This window comes from Myxococcus guangdongensis (genome assembly GCF_024198255.1).
In the GTDB taxonomy this organism is placed as follows: Bacteria; Myxococcota; Myxococcia; order Myxococcales; family Myxococcaceae; genus Myxococcus; species Myxococcus guangdongensis.
The window spans coordinates 248,838-264,466 of sequence record NZ_JAJVKW010000006.1 but is presented as its reverse complement, the minus strand read 5'-3'; the positions used below and the strand labels follow the sequence as shown (position 1 = coordinate 264,466).

The window sequence follows — 15,629 nt, the reverse complement described above, 5'->3', positions numbered from 1 at the left end:
CGTCCCCCCAACCTGTTCCACCCGAGAAGGACTCTCCGATGACGCTCGCCTCCGCGAACACCGGCAGCAATCAGTCACCTCGCACCCAGACGGAGCAGGTCCTCTGCGAGCTCTGGAGCGTGCTGCTGGAGGTCGAACGCGTGGGCGTCCACGACGACTTCTTCCAGCTCGGCGGCCACTCGCTCATCGCCACCCAGCTCGTCTCGCGCATCAACGAGATATTCCAACTGCGACTGCCGCTGCCGAGCATCTTCGATGCGCCCACCATCGCCCAGCTCGCCTCGGCCATCGACGCCTCTCGAGGCGCCGCGACCCCCAGCAAGGACCTCAAGCTGCGCCCGGGTGTCCGGAGCAGCGAAGCCCCGCTCTCCTATTCGCAGGAGCGGCTCTGGTTCATGGAGCAGCTCCACCCCGGGCAGGCCACCCACAACATCCCCATCGCCTATCGCATCACCTCCGCGCTCGACTTCGGCGTGCTCCAGCAGGCCCTGGACGAGGTGCTCCGTCGACACGAGTCTCTCCGCGTCACCTTCGCCTCCACGGAGTCGGGCCCCGTCGCACGCATCACACCCCCGGGTGCCTTCCCACTCTCGGTCATCGACCTGTGCCACCTCTCCGCAGACGCCCGCGAGGAGGAGGCGTCGCGAGTCGCCACGGAGCAGGCGCATACGCCCATCGACGTCCGCACCGGCCCCATCATCCGAGGCACCCTGCTCAAGCTCGGGGCGCGAGAGCATCATCTCCTGCTCACGATGCATCACATCGTGTCCGACGGCTGGTCCGTGGGTGTCCTCCTGCGCGAGCTGCGTGCGCACTACGCGGACTTCGACGCCGGCCGGTCGTCATCGCGCCCCGAGCTGCCCGTGCGGTACGCGGACTTCGCCGCCTGGCAGCGACAGTGGTTGCCCCCGCAAGCCGAGGAGCGGCTCCTGCCCTACTGGCGCAAGCGGCTCGCCCAAGCCCCCTCCCTCCTGTCGCTTCCCTCGGACCGCCCCCGGCCACCGCTCCAGCGCTTCCAGGGCGCACGGCGGACGTTCCACATCCGCGAGGAGACGGCGCTGGCCCTCGACGCGCTCTGCCGCCAGGAGCGCACCACGCTCTTCATGACGCTGCTCGCGGGCTTCTGCGCCCTGCTCCATCGCTACTCCGGCCAGGAGGACCTCCTCGTGGGCTCCCCCATCTCCGGACGCATCCGACCGGAGGTGGAAGGACTCATCGGCTTCTTCGTCAACACGCTCACGCTGCGCAATGACCTGTCGGGAAACCCGCGCTTCGTCGAGCTGCTCGCCCGGGTGCGTGAGACGACGCTCGGGGCCTTCGCCCACCAGGAGTTCCCCTTCGAGAAGCTGGTCGAGGCCCTCCAGCCCGAACGCACGCTCAGCCACGCGCAGCTCGTCCAGGTGATGTTCGTGCTGCAGAACGCGCCCACGCTGGAGGAGGACCCGTCCGCCGCGCTCCAGCTCTCCGCCCTGGCGGAGCCGTGGGAGACGAACACCGGCACATCGAAGTGCGACCTCGTCCTCTACATGGCGAGGAGCGCCGAGGGCCTGCGCGCCACGTTCGAGTACGACACGGACCTCTTCGACGAAGCGCGCATCGAGCGCATGGCCGGGCACCTCCAGGTGATGCTCGAGGCGGTGGCCGCCGACCCGCACCAACCCCTCTCGGCGCTGCCCCTGCTCACCCCCGCCGAGCGCACGCAGGTGCTGCGCGACTGGAACAGCGCCTCCGCGGACTTCCCTCGGGACGTCTGCGTCCACGAGCTGTTCTCACGTCAGGCCGCGAGGACTCCGGACGCGGTCGCCGTCTCCTACGGTGGGCAGGGCCTCACCTACCGGGAGCTCGACACGCGCTCCAATCAGCTCGCCCACCACCTGCGCGCGCACGGCGTGGGGCCCGAGGTGCTCGTCGGCCTGTGTGTCGAGCGCTCCGTGGACCTGGTCGTCAGCATGCTCGGCATCCTCAAGGCGGGAGGCGCGTACCTTCCGCTCGAGGCCTCGTATCCCACCGAGCGGCTGTCCTTCATGCTCCAGGACTCCCGCGTCTCGCTGTTGCTGGTCCACGCGTCCAGGCTCCAGCAGCTGCCCCCGTTCGCGGGGCCGGTGGTCCGCATCGACACCGAACGGGAGGTCATCGCCCGGTGCTCCGCGCTTCCGGTCGCCTCCACCGTCTGCCCCGACAACCTCGCCTACGTCATCTACACCTCCGGCTCCACCGGCAGGCCCAAGGGCAGCGCCATCGTCCATCGCGGCATCTGCGCCCTGCTCTTCCAGACGAACTTCGTCCGCTTCTCGCCGAAGGACCGCGTCGCCCAGGCCTCCAACGCCTCCTTCGACCCGAGCACCTTCGAAATCTGGGGGGCGCTGCTCCACGGAGCCCGGCTCGTCGGCATCACCGCGGACCCGGCGCGCGAGCCGCACGAGCTGGCCGCCCAGATTCACGACGAGGCCATCACGGTGATGTTCGTCACCACCGCGGTGCTCCACCTGCTGGCGCGGCAGATTCCGGACGCGTTCCGCGACGTGCACACGCTCGTGTTCGGAGGCGAGGCCGCGGACCCGCTGGCGCTGCGAGAGGTGCTCCGACACGGGCCCCCGCGCCGACTGCTCAACGGCTACGGCCCCACCGAGTGCACGGTCTTCTCCACCTTCCACGCCATCGACTCGCCGCCGCCGCTCGGACAGCCCGTGCCCATCGGGCGGCCCATCACGAACGGCCCGGTCTACCTGCTGGACGAGCACCTGCGGCCGGTGCCCGTCGGTGTCCCCGGGGAGCTGTATGTCGCGGGAGAGCGACTGGGTCGTGGTTACTTCCACCGCCCGGACCTCACCGCGCGCACGTATGTGCCCGACCCCTTCGGCAGCCAACCGGGGGGGCGCCTCTACAAGACGGGGGACCTGGGCCGCTACCTGGCCAACGGCCGCATCGAGTACCTGGGCCGCGCCGACCTGCAGGTGAAGATTCGCGGCTTCCGGGTGGAGCTGGGCGAGGTCGAGGAGTCGCTGCGGCAGCACCCGTCCGTGGAGGACTGCACGGTGGTGGCGCTGGAGATGGGCGGGGACCGCAAGCTGGCCGCGTACCTCGTCTCACGGGGACAGGCGCCCTCGCAGTCGTCCCTGCGCGCGTGGCTGCGGGAGCGGTTGCCCGAGCACATGGTGCCCGCGTCCTTCACGGTGCTGCCGGTGCTGCCGCTCACGCCGAACGGCAAGGTGGATCGACGCGCCCTGCCCTCGCCCGAGGCGCCCCAGGGAGAGGCCTCCACGCATCAGGCCCCGCGCACCTTCACGGAGGAGACGCTCTGCCGGATGTGGGCGTCCCTGCTGGGGATGGCGCGCGTGGGCATCCACGACAACTTCTTCCACCTGGGTGGGCACTCGCTCCTGGCGACGCAGGTCGTCTCGCGGGTGCGCGCGGAGCTCGGGGTGGAGGTCTCCTTGCGCACGTTGTTCTCGGCGCCCACGGTGGCCGACCTGGCGAGGCACGTCTCTCGCGCGGAGCCCCCCGTGGTGCTCGCGCGGCCAGTGCCTCCGCTGCGCAAGGTGTCTCGGGAAGGAGCGCTGCGGGTGTCGTTCGCGCAGGAGCGCCTGTGGCGGTTCTTCCAGCGCGCGCCCGAGTCCAGCGCCTACAACATCCCGCGCGCGTTCCGGTTGAAGGGACGGCTGGAGGCCCGGCACCTCGAGGCCGCGTTCCAGGGGCTCATCGCCCGGCATGAGACGTTGCGTGTCACGTACTCCGAGGAGGACGGGGTGCCGCTCCAGCACCTCCATCCCTCGATGGACTTCCCCTTCCGGGAGGTGGACCTCCGAGGGCGCGAGGACCGCGAGGAGGAGGCGCGACGCCTGATGTTGGAATCCGCGCTGCGCCCGTTCGACCTGACGCGAGGGCCGCTGATTCACGGGATGCTGCTCCGATTGGAGGACGAGGAGCACCTGCTGTTCTGGAGCATGCACCACATCACGGCGGACGGCTGGTCCATGGGCGTCATCTCGCGAGAGCTGAGCCGGCTCTACACGGCCAGCGTCACGGGGGGCGCGCATGGGCTGCCGCCGTTGGGCATCCAGTATCCCGACTACGCGGCCTGGCAGCGCGACTGGCTGTCGGGGGCGGAGCTGAAGGAGCGGTTGGGGTTCTGGAAGAAGGCGCTCGCTGGAGCGCCCACGCGGCTCGACCTCCCCACGGACAAGCCACGGCCCTCGGTGCGGACCTTCAACGGACGTCATCTGAGCGTGGAGTTGGGCGTGGAGCGCAGCCATGCCTTGAATGCGCTCTGTCGTCAGGAGCAGGTGACGCCCTTCATGGCGGTGCTCGCCGTCTTCGGCGCGGTGTTGGCGCGACACTCGGGGCAGGAGGAGGTGGTCATCGGCTCGCCCATCGCCAACCGCCTCCGGCCCGAGCTGGAGCCCCTCATCGGGATGTTCGTCAACGGGCTGTGCTTGCGAGTCAATCTGCAGGGCCGCCCCGCCTATCGGGAGCTGCTCCAGCGGGTGCGAGAGGAGACCCTGGCGGGCTATGCCCATCAGGAAGTCCCACTGGACCAGGTGATGGCCTCACTCGGGGTGGAGCTGCCCGTCAACCGCCCGCCGGTGTTCCAGGCGATGTTCGTGTTGCAGAACGCCCCCACCGCGCCGCTGGAGCTCCCGGGGCTCACGGTCCTCAACGAGTCCGTCAATCGCGGCTCCGTCACGTATGAGCTGACATGGGCGCTGACGGAGACGCCCGAGGGGTTCTCGGGCATCTTGGAGTTCAACACGGACCTGTTCGAGCCCACCACCGCGGCTCGCATCCTCGCGGACCTGTTGGAGTCGCTGGATGCCGCGCTGGCGGACCCGGATGCGAGCCTGGGGCTGGAGACGCGCGCGGGCTAGATGCCATCGAGCGAACTGCCTGCTCGAATGGAAAAGACCCGGCCGGCAACGAGTGCCGACCGGGTCTGGATGAACCCGAACAGAGGCCCTTCGCGCTCAGGGCGACGCTTGCAACGCCTTGCGCTCCTTGGCGCAGACCTGGATGAGTTCAATCATGCTCATGCTGCCGTTGCCGGTGTCGAACTTCTGGTCCTTGAAGTCGGGGTAGCCGTTCTCCAGGATGCGCCCCTCCGCGATGCAGTCGTTGAGCTGCGCGAGCGCCTCGGGCTTCTTGCCCTTGGAGAGCAGCGCCTTCGCGGAGTCATAGGCCTTGCGCTGGCCCTCCTGGAAGCGCAGCTCCACGTCCGCCTTCTTCTGCGGCGCCTGGATCGCCTCCGCCGTCTGCGCGCACTGAGCCATCACGTCCTGCGGCCGGGTGGGAATCCCCTCCACCAGCACATCCACGCTGGCGAGGCTCGCGTTCTCCTTCACCATCCTCGCGCCCTCGTCCTGGCAGGCCCGGAGCTTCTCCGCCGCGCTCGCGTACAGCTCCTTGCGCTTGCGCAAATCCTTGGAGGACCCGGCCAACGCGAACGCCTTGCCGGCGGCGGTCAGCGCCTCACCCGTCAGCTGCCGCAACGTCCTCGCCTGCTTCGCGAACTCCAGCGCCTCCACCAGCTTCAGCCACTCGGCGCGCCCTCGCTCCGCGTTCGCCGCGTAGCCCGCGTCCTGCCGCTCCAGCGCCGCGTTCGCCTCGAAGAACTGCATCACGTCGTCCACGCCCTTCGACGCCGTCTCCACGTCGCCGTCCGTCGCGGAGATGCTCTTCGCCGACTCCAGCTTCTCCTTCGTCAGCGCCAGCCGCGTGGACAGCTGCGCCCGGGCATCCGCCGCGGACAGGACGATCTTCCGGCGGTTGATCCGCTCCGCCAGGTCCGCCATGCGCTCCTTCGTCTCCTTGGCGTAGATGGCGTAGTCGCGGTCCTTCTTCACGAAGGCGGCCCCCGCCTCCAACACCACGCCAATCTGCTTCACGGCGTTGTCCGCCTCCTGCAGCTGCGCAGGCGTGGGAGACTCCTTCTGGATCTGGATGACCAGCGCCGCCGCGGTCTTGCGCGCCTCGTCCACCTTCATCCGCTGCTGCGTCAGGTCGACCTCGTACCGGCGCCGCTCCATCGTCGCCCGGCCGTCCTTGAGCAGCTGCCGCGCCTCCACCGCCGAGGGGCTGATGGCCGGGTTCTTCACGTGCACCGTCTCGAGCGTCTTCTCCAGGACGACCATCGCCGTCTTGGCCTCCTCGAACTGCTCGGGCGTCACGGCCCGCTTCTCCACGTTGCGCAGGGCCTGGACCACCTCGGCGCGCGCCGCGTCCAGCGTGCGGACCTGGAGCGCCACCTCCACCTCGACGAGCGTGTTCTTCACCTCGCCGAGGTACTGGCCAATCGCCTGGCTCCTCGCCGCCTGGGGCTCGTACTTGTCCACCAGCTTCCGGGCGACGAACGCCGCCGTCTTCGCCTCGGAGAGCTGCTCGGGCGTGGGGCGCCTCGCCCGGAGCGCCTTGGCGGACGCGCGCAGCTCCTCGTGCGCGGGCTCCAGCTCCACCTTGACCCGGGAGACGCCCGCCTGCACGACGAGCTCATCCATCCGGCGCCGGGCCTGGGTGATCTCCGCGCGGGCCTTGTCCGCCTCCGAGCGGTACGCCTTGTCGCGCGCCTCGAGCGGCGTGCCCTCGTCGAGCGTCTTCTGCAACGCCACCGTGGCCTTGTCCGTCGCCGAGAACTTCTCGTCCGACCAGGCCTTGTTCACCTCGGCGAGCGCGTTCGCCAGCGACTTGCGGCTCTCCTCCAACTGCCCGCGCTGCTTCTGCGCCGACTGCTGCAACCACCGCTCGTCGAGCGTCTTCTCGTGGCGGGCGATGGTCGCGTCGACCTCGGTGAGGTACTGGGCGAACTTCGGGTCCTGGCTCTTCAACGGCCGGCCCTCCTCCGCCAGCTTCTTGAGCCCGTCCACCGCGGCGCGAGCCTCGTCCATCCCCTGCTTGCCGGAGTCCTCCTTGACGAGCTTCGCCATGCGCTCGTTCAGGGGCGCGAGCGCACCGTCGATGCGGCGGCGGAACTCGTGGATGTGGACCTTGGCGCGGCGCTCGTCGACGTACTCCCGCTGCGTGCGCAGCTGCTTGCGCGCGGCGAGGACGAGCTTGGCGTACTCCAGGTCCTCCGTCTCGAAGCTGGCCCCCGCGTTGAGCGCGTCCTTCAACGCCTCCACGGCCACGACGGCGGCGTCCAGGTCCGCGTTGCGCGGCGGCTCCACCTCGATTTTCTGCACGGCCGTCGCGAGCGCCGCGCGCGCCGACTCCACCTTCTTCGTCGCCTCCGCGATGGACTTCGCGGCGCCGGCTTCCGGGGACGCGGCCAAGGCCTCGGCGGACGCGAGGATGAACAACCCCATCAACACCAACACAGAAGTACGTACCATTCACACCAACCTACTACAGCGAGGCCGTGGGAGCCCCGGCATAGTGGATGCGCCCTGAAGGCTGGCGGGAACTGGACTCGAGGTGGGAGACCCACGGACTCCCACCTGGGCCAGCAGGCGTCCAGGCTCCTGGATGGACTGGTGCCGCACGTCCGACGTCGCCCGGCATGCAGGGGAGGCACACGTTCCAACAGGAACGAGGAACCGGGGGCCTCACGTGTCAGCCGTCGCGAGGCAGCGAGGTTGACGTGTCAGCGGCCCCGAGGCGGAGTTGGTCTAGCGTGGCCTCGTGAGGCCCCATCTCGTGAAATCCACCGTCTTCCTCCTGCTCATCGCGGGCCTTCTGGGCTGCGCCGCGACCTCCTCGGTCGCCCGTTCCACCCCACCCGAGCCCGTGCTCCTCGTTCGGGACGGCGTCACGGCGGAGACAGCACGAGGCGTCTGGCGCTCGCGTGGCTACGGGTACGTCCTGACCGTCTCCGCGACGGACCTGAAGCTGCATCACACGACGGCCGCCGGCTGCCATCCGCAGCCCGACGAAGAGCCAGGGGCGCTGTCCGGCTTCGTCTACGTGATGCCCGATTCGGCTCCCGACACCCTGTCCCTCAGCACCGTTCCCGGAGACACGCGGTACCTCTTCGAGCGGCTCCCCGCCCTGCCCTCCGCGTGCGCGGCCACCACCGAATGGACTCCGCCGAAGCTGTTCGAGCTCTTCGCCGCGACCTTCACGGAGCACTACGCCTTCTTCGCGGAGCATCACGTGGACTTCCGCGCCCGTGTCTCCGCGCTCCGCCCCAGAGTCACCGACACGACGGATGCGCGGACCTTGTTCGGAGTCTTCCAGGAGCTGACGACGGGGCTCGGGGACGCGCATACCCGCATCAGTGCCGAGGTGGACGGAGAGCCCCTCAGCTTCGGAGAGGGAGAGGCCCGGACGCTGGAGCGCGTGGAGGCCGAGGGGAAGAAGACCGGACAGTCATCCCGGGATGCACAGCGAGCCTGGCTCGCCGCCTACCGCGACGGCATCCTCCAGACCGTGCTGAAGGGCGCGGGTCACCATGTGGCGAACAAGCGCATCTTCCATGGGCGCGTGGGCGACGTCGGCTACCTCAACGTGATGACGATGGGTGGCTATGTCGGCGAGGACGAGGTCCCGCTGGAAGAGGAGCTCCGGGTCCTCGATGGAGCACTCGACACGGCGCTGCAATCCTTCCAGGGCGCACGGGCCGTCATCGTCGATGTCAGCAACAACCGCGGAGGCCACGACGTCATCTCCCGAGCCATCGCCGCGCGCTTCACCGACACCCGGCGGCTCGCCTACACCAAGGCCCCGTTCAACTCTGGAGCGCCACCCCAACCCTTCCACGTCGAGCCCACGTCAAGACCGCGCTACACCGGCCCTGTCCATCTGGTGACGAGTGACGTCACCGTGAGCGCCGGAGAAGTCTTCACCCTCGCCATGCGCGCGCTGCCGAACGTCACCCACGTGGGCACCACCACCCGGGGCGCCCTCTCCGACGTGCTCGTCAAGCCGCTGCCGAATGGCTGGAGCGTGGAGCTGTCCAACGAGCGCTATCTGGACCCGAAGGGACAGCTGTTCGAGGCACGCGGCATCCCGCCCCAACAGGAACTGGAGGTCTTCCCCGAAGAGGACCTGCACAATGGCCACGCCAGGGCCGTGCAGTCGGTGGTGGAAGCGGCCTTGGGTCAACGAGACGCAGTCCCGGGAGGTGCTCGCGAATGACGGCGGCCTACGAGTTGTTCATGCGGGAGGTCGATGCCCAGGGACGGGAGCGTGCCGACGGGTTCTCGCTGGGCAACCTTCGACACCTCACGCCCGAAGAGCACCTCCAGGTGCTCGCCACGTTGACGCGCCTGCTCTCCGAGCGGGAGGACCGGGCCCCCGTCGCGCTGGCCATCCTGGCCCCGACACCCGCCACCGTCACGCTGTTGCGTGAAGCACTCCCGCTGCCGTGGAAGCCCGAAGCGCGGCCCGAGTACTTCGACCTGGAGGTCGCCTCCGCGCTCGGCGTGCTCACGGGTGACCCCATGGCCCTGGACCTGCTCGAGGACACCGTGGCCCGAATCCCGGACCAGTGGGCCAAGGGCATCGCGACGGAGGGGCTGCGCCGTGCCTCGCCTTCGAGTGACGCCAGCGCGCGCCTCGCGCGGCTCATCCGCACGCGACCTCGGGAGTCGATGCGGCTCGACAGCGCGGAGATGCTGATGACGCGGCATGGACTGTGGGCCTATGACCTGGCACACCAGGATGAGCGACTGACGCTCCTGCGCGCGCTGGCGGGAGACGACGACACCGCCCGGGACGAAGCCCTCGGGCAGCTCCTCGCCGCGCCCGTCAAACCCTGGCCCTGACGGGAACGCGCGGCTGCGGCTGCCCCGGACGCAGCTGCGTTCCACCGGCACGCCCGCTGCCTTCCCGGCCCGGAGGCGTTCAACAGGACCTCAGATGGTATGTGTCTTGAGAGCGCCGAGACCCGCAAGGACGGAGCCATGCTTCAGGTCGCATTCGAGTCCCGGTACCGACTGGAGCCAGGAAAGCCTTTCTACAACACCTTCGACGCGACCAGGCGAGGCATCGAGAAGTTCCACAAGCCGCTCTCGGGGATTCACGGCGACTTGAATCCGGAGCGCCAACAGCGACGAGCGCGGGGCCCGGGCCTGCGGGCAAGCGCCGCGGGCCTGGGCGAGGGCAGCCGACGAGGTCACCCCTCGCTGGCAGCCGCGAGCCAGGCAAGAGGCGGAGTCCTGGGTGACCGGCGGGATGAGGAGGCCCCCCGGGCTCGTTTCATGCTGCCGGGGAGCGCCGCTCCCCGCTCGTGACGCTCCGCGCCTTCCCCCGGCCTCAAATATCGGGTGACACCTGACACGGCCGCCGGAGTTCCATGAGACACTGACGCTTCTCCACGCGCCCGGCAGCCTGCTCAGGACTCCATGTCATTTCTGGACCGCATCCTCGACCCTCCGAGTTACGGCTACGAAAAGAACGGCGCACTCTACGTGCCGACCCATCGGGAAATCCTCTCGGAATTCTTCTCCCGGCTGAACATCCTACGAAGTCGTAAGAACTGGCTGGCGTTGACGGGGTGGGCCACGACGTTGGCGTTCGGCATCCCGCTGGCGCTCTTCTTCACCCACCACTTCAGCGTGTGGCTGCTCCTGGTGGGCTTCGTCTACAGCATGGTGGTGATGGGCACCCACGGCACCATCTGGTTCCACCGGTATGCGACCCACCGTGCGTTCAAGTTCAGGAACGCCTTCTTCCGGGAGCTGTGCCGCAACCTGGTGGTGAAGACCATCCCGGAAGAGGCCTATGTCATCTCCCACCACGTGCACCACGCCAGGTCGGAGCAGCCGGGCGACCCCTACAACGCGAAGGCCGGCTGGCTCTACTGCTTCCTGGCGGACGTGAATCACCAGGGCATCCGCAAGGACTTGAACGCCAGGGATTACGCGCAGCTGTGCAAGCTGATGGAGCACACGGGGGTGCGCCTCAACAGCCATGCGCAGTACCAGAAGTGGGGCTCGCTCTGTCACCCGGGCTGGACGGTGGTGCACTTCCTGGCGAACTGGGCGGTCTGGTACGGCGTGTTCTTCCTGCTCGGCGGGCACGCGCTGGCGCTGGCGCTCTTCGGCTGGTCCGGGGTGTGGGTCGTGGGCGTGCGGACGTTCAACTACGACGGGCACGGGGGCGGGAAGGACCGCCGGCGCGACGGGGTGGACTTCAACCGGCGCGACCAATCCATCAACCAGTGCTGGCCGGGCCTCATCACCGGTGAGTGGCACAACAACCACCACCTCTATCCGCACGGCGCTCGCGCGGGCTTCCTGCCGTACCAGTTCGACCCCGCGTGGCAGTGCATCCGCGGCGCGCACTGGCTCGGCGCCATCAGCAGCTATCGCGACTTCAAGCAGGAGTTCCTGGAGCGCCACTACCTCCCCTGGCTGGCGGAACAGAAGGCCAAGGCCGTCGCGGCGGTCAGCTGACCCTCGGAGCGTGGAGTGTTGGCGCGGGCAGGAGTCCTCCCTGCGCCGCGCCTCGGAGTCTCGACGTCAGGCGAGGTTCCGCGCCGCTGGGGTGCCCTCCTTCGTCGCCGCGTCGGGCGAAGCACTCAGGAGGCTGACCTTCGGCCTCGCCACGGTGGCGGGCACCCCGAAGTAGGCGTCATACGCGTCGATGTGCTGCTGCCCCACCGTCGTCATGAAGTCCGCGAAGTCCGCCGGCTGGGCGGGCAGCGTCGACGGAATGAAGAACTGCGAAGGCAGTCTGACGTAGGGATTCGGGGTCGGGACCCGCTCGTACAACGGGTGGATGGCCCCATAGGTGAGGTTGGCGTCCAGCCCGAAGAGCCCCGAGAGGGGGCCGTAGAGCGTCTGGATGGACTTGTCCTTGATGTAGTCCCACACGACGTCGTTCTGCACGCTGGGCGGCTTCACGTTCATCAGGTTGGTCCAGCCGTGCGGCACCACGTCGTACACGTTCGTGATGACCTGATTCCAGTAGCCATGGTTCGGGATGCCGGTGATGTACGTCGGCACGAAGAGCCCGCTGAAGTAGTTGACGAACCCCTGGTCTCCCGTCGTCGGCGCGGCCGTCGGCAGCACGAAGACATCGTTCCACCGCTTCACGGCGAAGATGCTCGGATAGAGCCAGCGGGTCAACGTCGGGCAGAGCGAGCCTCCCAGGCTGTGCCCGGTGAAGACCAGCGTCGACGTGGACGACTCCTTCGTCCCCAGGAAGGTCTGCAGCGACTGATTCGTCTGGGGGTCCAGCATGTTCAGCAGATTCGTGGTCCCCCAGGCGGCCCCCTGCGAGACATTCCCGATGTTGGAACTGCTGGGGTTGGTGCTGTTCGTCGGGGTGATGCCCATCGGGTAGGGCACCGTCACCGAGACGTTGTTGTCCAGGCAGTCCGTGTCGTACCAGTTGTACGTCGTGTCCCGGTTCCCGTTGGTGCCAGCAATCGCCACGACGTAGCAGTCCGCTTGCGCGTTGTAGGCCACGTACATGACGTTGTCGGCCACCTTCGACACGCGTCCCTTCCCCGAGCAGTCCTTGTCCGTTTGATAGACACAAGGGCCCCACACCCGCGCCCACACGCCCAACTGCCGCGCATTCTGCGTCAACGCGCCGTCGATGATGGGCCCGAGCGCACGTGCGATGTTGGAGGCCGTGTCCTCGATTTCGTCACCCAGACCGGAGAACCGTGAGAGCCGGTAGACCGTCTGGATGATGTCGTAGCTCCCTCCTGCATTGATGGGCTGCACGACCTTCATATGGGATTCCTCCATGAGGGGTGGTGCGCCTCCCGCAGCAGAAGACATGCCAGCACGCTCGAGGCGAGCCCCCATGCAAACACACGCATTTGCAAATCCCTGTCAGTCCCTTGACGCGTCAAGGGTGGGCACTTGACGTGTCAGGCGTGGCCAGCATTCGTCGACAGGGGAATTTTTCGTCGCCCCTACACGGAACGGGTTCGGCCCCCGATGGAGACGTCTTCCGGGTTGACATGTCACACACCTACGATGCCTGGCGCTGTGCCCACCCAAGGTCCTCTTCATGAACAGAGTGCTGCGTCCGCTCCGGCTCCTGTCTGTCTTCTCCCTCACATTCCTGGCGGCGTGCCAGGGCGCCCCCTCCGAGCAGGGCCACGGCATCGAGACAGGTGGGAGCGTCACCTCGACGCTCATCTCATCGAGCCTGTCCCCCACCCGCGACGAGGCCATGAGTGGCATCTGGGCGGGCGGAGGCAGCGCGCCCATCCACGGATTGATGGATGACGGGGTCTCCTTCGCGGCGAGCGACCGGGGCGGCTCGTTCGCGCGCAGCGCTCCCGCCCGGGCGTCCTCGAGCCTGACGCTGGGCTATCAAGACAGCGCGGTGCCCGGCGGCGCATCGAACGTCGTCGTGAACTACGACGGCTGGGCCATCAACGGCGGCGTCGGCACGCTCCGCGTGAAGCTCTACGAGGGAGCGACGCTGCTCGGCACGGGGCCCCTGCACGTGCTCGGCACCACGCCGGGGAACTTCAGCGACACGTTCGCGAACCTGGACGTCGCGGACGCCGGGCTGCTGCGCACCGAGCTGCTCTTCGAGAACAGCGCCGCGGCCGGCTCGCTGGTGTCCTCCATCATCTGGCTCGACGTCACCGGTCGCGCCGGCCCTGTCACCACGCTCGAATGCCCGCCGGGGTTCACCCGCGAAGTCTTCCGTGACGACTTCGACGGGAGCGCCCTCGACGCCACGAAGTGGGACGTCATCCAGGGGAACAACAACCCCAGCGGGGGCGCGTTCACCCAGCTCACCAAGATGCTCCGCGCCAACGTGAAGGTCGAGGACGGCAGGCTGAAGGTGTCCTCCAAGCGCCACTGCGTGGACCCCTACCCCACCATCACCCCGGAGAACCCCTCCCGGTGCGCGGGGACGAACTACTACTCGGGTGCGTGGCTGAAGGGGAAGGACACCTTCGCCCCCGGCAAGGGGCTGATGGCCTTCCACGCGAAGATGCCGCCGCCCATGCCCGGCACGTTCCCCGCGCTCTGGGCTCGCAACAGCTTCGGCGATGCGCGCTATGGCGAGCTCGACCTCATCGAGACCTGGTGGGATGCCCCCAAGGGCACGGCCAATGACCCGAACAAGTTCTCGGCCACCACGCACCTCGGCTCCAGCCCGATGATTCACACCTCGAACAACGAGGTCGGCCCGTTCGCCAATCTGGTCTCGGCCTCGCATGTCTGGGAGGTCGAGTGGGACGCCGGCGCGACGCCCGCGGTCGCCCGCTACTACTACCGGGACAGCCTGGGCTCGACGCGCATCCTGGTGCGGACCGCGACCCACCAGACGTCTGGCTTCAACGGGAGGGTCACCGACGAGGCCTTCCGCACGGCGCTCGCCGACGGGTGGCGTCCCTATATCGACTTCGCCGTGCAGCCGGAGGGGACCTGGAATGTCGGGCCCGACACCGCGGCGGTCTATGACCCGCAGGACCTGGAGGTCGACTCGGTCATCATCTGCGCTCCCTGAGCCTCACCGGGGCCCAGGGTTCGTGACAGCGCGGGCCGTCACTCGAGCAGGCGGAGGTCCACGGCCTCCGCCATGAGCGCGTGGCCCGCGTCGTTGGGGTGCAGTCCGTCCACCGTCAACGCCGCCCGCATCGAGTGAGGGTTCGCCGGCTCCCTCACCGCCGCGTCGAAATCAATCACCGCGTCGAACCTGCCCGCGGTGCGAATCCACTGGTTCACCGCCTGGCGCGTGGTCTCGTTCGCCGCGGTGAAGTAGGGATGGCCCTGCATCGGCGTCAACGTCCCGCCATACACCTTCAAGCCCCGGGCCCTGGCGCGCTGGATGAGCTGTTCATAGGCCTGGGTGATTCGCTCGGCCCCAGACGCCGCCCCCGGGCGACCGATGTCGTTGACTCCCTCCAACAGGAGGACGGCCTTCACGCCGCGCTGGGCCAGCACGTCGCGCTCGAAGCGGCGCAGGCCGTTGGGACCATAGCCATCGTCCAACAACCGGTTGCCCGAGAGCCCCGCGTTGAGCACGCCCACGGCGCGTCCTCCCCTCGCCCTCAGGCGTTGTGACAGGCGCGCCGGCCAGGAGCGCTCCTCGTCCACCGTGGTCCCCACGCCATCGGTGATGGAGTCACCGAACGCCACGACCAGGGACTCGCCCGGAGCGGCGTCGACGTGCAGCGCGGCGAGGAAGTAGAGACTCCGCGTGGTGAGCGCGGGCACGAAGCTCGCCGCCGCCGTGTGGTTGCTGGAGGCCGAGACATAGGTGCTCCGCGTGCCCTCCAGGTGCCAGGAAACGGCCCCCGAGCGCTCGAGGAAGTAGAGCGACACCGCCACGTCCCGGAGCCCATCGACCGCGAGCTCCACGGGCTCGCTGGTGGCGGTCCTCCCGGGAGGAATGCTGACGGAGGCCGCGCCGGCGAAGCGGACCTGCCGGTCCGTCGTCGGGTCGATGGAGACGCCCTGGACTCGCAGCCCGACGCGGACGGCCGCGACCTGCAGGAGCTGCGCACCGTACTGGTTGCTCAACACCAGCCGCAGCCGGGGACCTGCCAGCGTGGGCCGCACGAACATGCACACCGTCTGGTCGCGGAAGCTCGGCCCGGCGAGCGCATCTCCCATCGTGGCCGAGGCGGACGGATGCATCGGCGCGGTGAAGGCGGGCAGCCAGTGCGGTGAAGCCAGCGACGGTTTCTCTCCACACGCCCACACGACACACGCCATGATGACGAACCCGATGCGGAACATCCCGCCGAGAAGACTCGACATGGTTTCTCCCTG

Annotated in this window: 8 protein-coding genes; 5 read left to right on the top strand and 3 right to left on the bottom strand. The window is 68.6% G+C overall.

Annotated elements, in window-relative coordinates:
• Window positions 1-38 precede the first annotated feature (38 nt).
• Window positions 39-4,865 (top strand): non-ribosomal peptide synthetase, encoded by a 4,827-nt coding sequence (locus LXT21_RS20510; RefSeq protein WP_254039832.1) that lies wholly within the window; start codon window positions 39-41, stop codon window positions 4,863-4,865.
• A 96-nt stretch (window positions 4,866-4,961) separates the two neighbouring features.
• Here the strand turns inward: LXT21_RS20510 and LXT21_RS20505 are convergent, their stop codons facing one another.
• The gene (locus LXT21_RS20505) at window positions 4,962-7,319 is read right to left on the bottom strand and encodes a hypothetical protein (protein ID WP_254039831.1); all 2,358 of its coding nucleotides are present in this window, start codon (window positions 7,317-7,319) and stop codon (window positions 4,962-4,964) included.
• Between the two features lie 304 nt (window positions 7,320-7,623).
• Here LXT21_RS20505 and LXT21_RS20500 point away from each other — a divergent pair, with 304 nt between their 5' ends.
• From LXT21_RS20500 to LXT21_RS20490, 3 genes are all read left to right on the top strand, one after another.
• Entirely contained in the window at window positions 7,624-9,063 is a 1,440-nt protein-coding gene (locus tag LXT21_RS20500; protein ID WP_254039830.1) for a S41 family peptidase, read from the top strand.
• On the top strand, window positions 9,060-9,692 hold the full coding sequence (locus LXT21_RS20495) for a hypothetical protein (RefSeq protein ID WP_254039829.1): 633 nt from the start codon (window positions 9,060-9,062) through the stop codon (window positions 9,690-9,692). Before LXT21_RS20500 ends, LXT21_RS20495 begins: the two co-directional genes overlap by 4 nt.
• A 579-nt stretch (window positions 9,693-10,271) precedes the next feature.
• Entirely contained in the window at window positions 10,272-11,324 is a 1,053-nt protein-coding gene (locus LXT21_RS20490; protein ID WP_254039828.1) for a fatty acid desaturase, read from the top strand.
• 66 nt (window positions 11,325-11,390) lie between these two features.
• On the opposite strand, the gene LXT21_RS20485 is transcribed toward LXT21_RS20490, so the two are convergent.
• Window positions 11,391-12,614 carry a lipase family protein gene (locus LXT21_RS20485; RefSeq protein ID WP_254039827.1) on the bottom strand — a complete coding sequence of 408 codons (1,224 nt, stop codon included), beginning with the start codon at window positions 12,612-12,614 and terminating at the stop codon, window positions 11,391-11,393.
• Window positions 12,615-12,897: 283 nt separating this feature from the next.
• On the opposite strand from LXT21_RS20485, the gene LXT21_RS20480 reads away from it, so the two are divergent.
• Window positions 12,898-14,361, top strand: a complete 1,464-nt coding sequence (locus LXT21_RS20480) for a glycoside hydrolase family 16 protein (protein WP_254039826.1) — start codon at window positions 12,898-12,900, stop codon at window positions 14,359-14,361.
• Window positions 14,362-14,399: 38 nt separating this feature from the next.
• On the opposite strand, the gene LXT21_RS20475 is transcribed toward LXT21_RS20480, so the two are convergent.
• A complete protein-coding gene (locus LXT21_RS20475) occupies window positions 14,400-15,617 on the bottom strand; it encodes an SGNH/GDSL hydrolase family protein (RefSeq protein ID WP_254039825.1) in 1,218 nt (405 codons plus the stop codon).
• Window positions 15,618-15,629: the final 12 nt, after the last annotated feature.

What these genes read in the sequence shown, in the direction of transcription:
- LXT21_RS20490 (WP_254039828.1), top strand. Translation starts at nt 10,272, where the DNA reads ATGTCATTTCTGGACCGCATCCTCGACCCTCCGAGTTACGGCTACGAA.
- LXT21_RS20475 (WP_254039825.1), bottom strand. Translation starts at nt 15,617, where the DNA reads ATGTCGAGTCTTCTCGGCGGGATGTTCCGCATCGGGTTCGTCATCATG.
- LXT21_RS20510 (WP_254039832.1), top strand. Translation starts at nt 39, where the DNA reads ATGACGCTCGCCTCCGCGAACACCGGCAGCAATCAGTCACCTCGCACC.
- LXT21_RS20485 (WP_254039827.1), bottom strand. Translation starts at nt 12,614, where the DNA reads ATGAAGGTCGTGCAGCCCATCAATGCAGGAGGGAGCTACGACATCATC.
- LXT21_RS20505 (WP_254039831.1), bottom strand. Translation starts at nt 7,319, where the DNA reads ATGGTACGTACTTCTGTGTTGGTGTTGATGGGGTTGTTCATCCTCGCG.
- LXT21_RS20480 (WP_254039826.1), top strand. Translation starts at nt 12,898, where the DNA reads ATGAACAGAGTGCTGCGTCCGCTCCGGCTCCTGTCTGTCTTCTCCCTC.
- LXT21_RS20495 (WP_254039829.1), top strand. Translation starts at nt 9,060, where the DNA reads ATGACGGCGGCCTACGAGTTGTTCATGCGGGAGGTCGATGCCCAGGGA.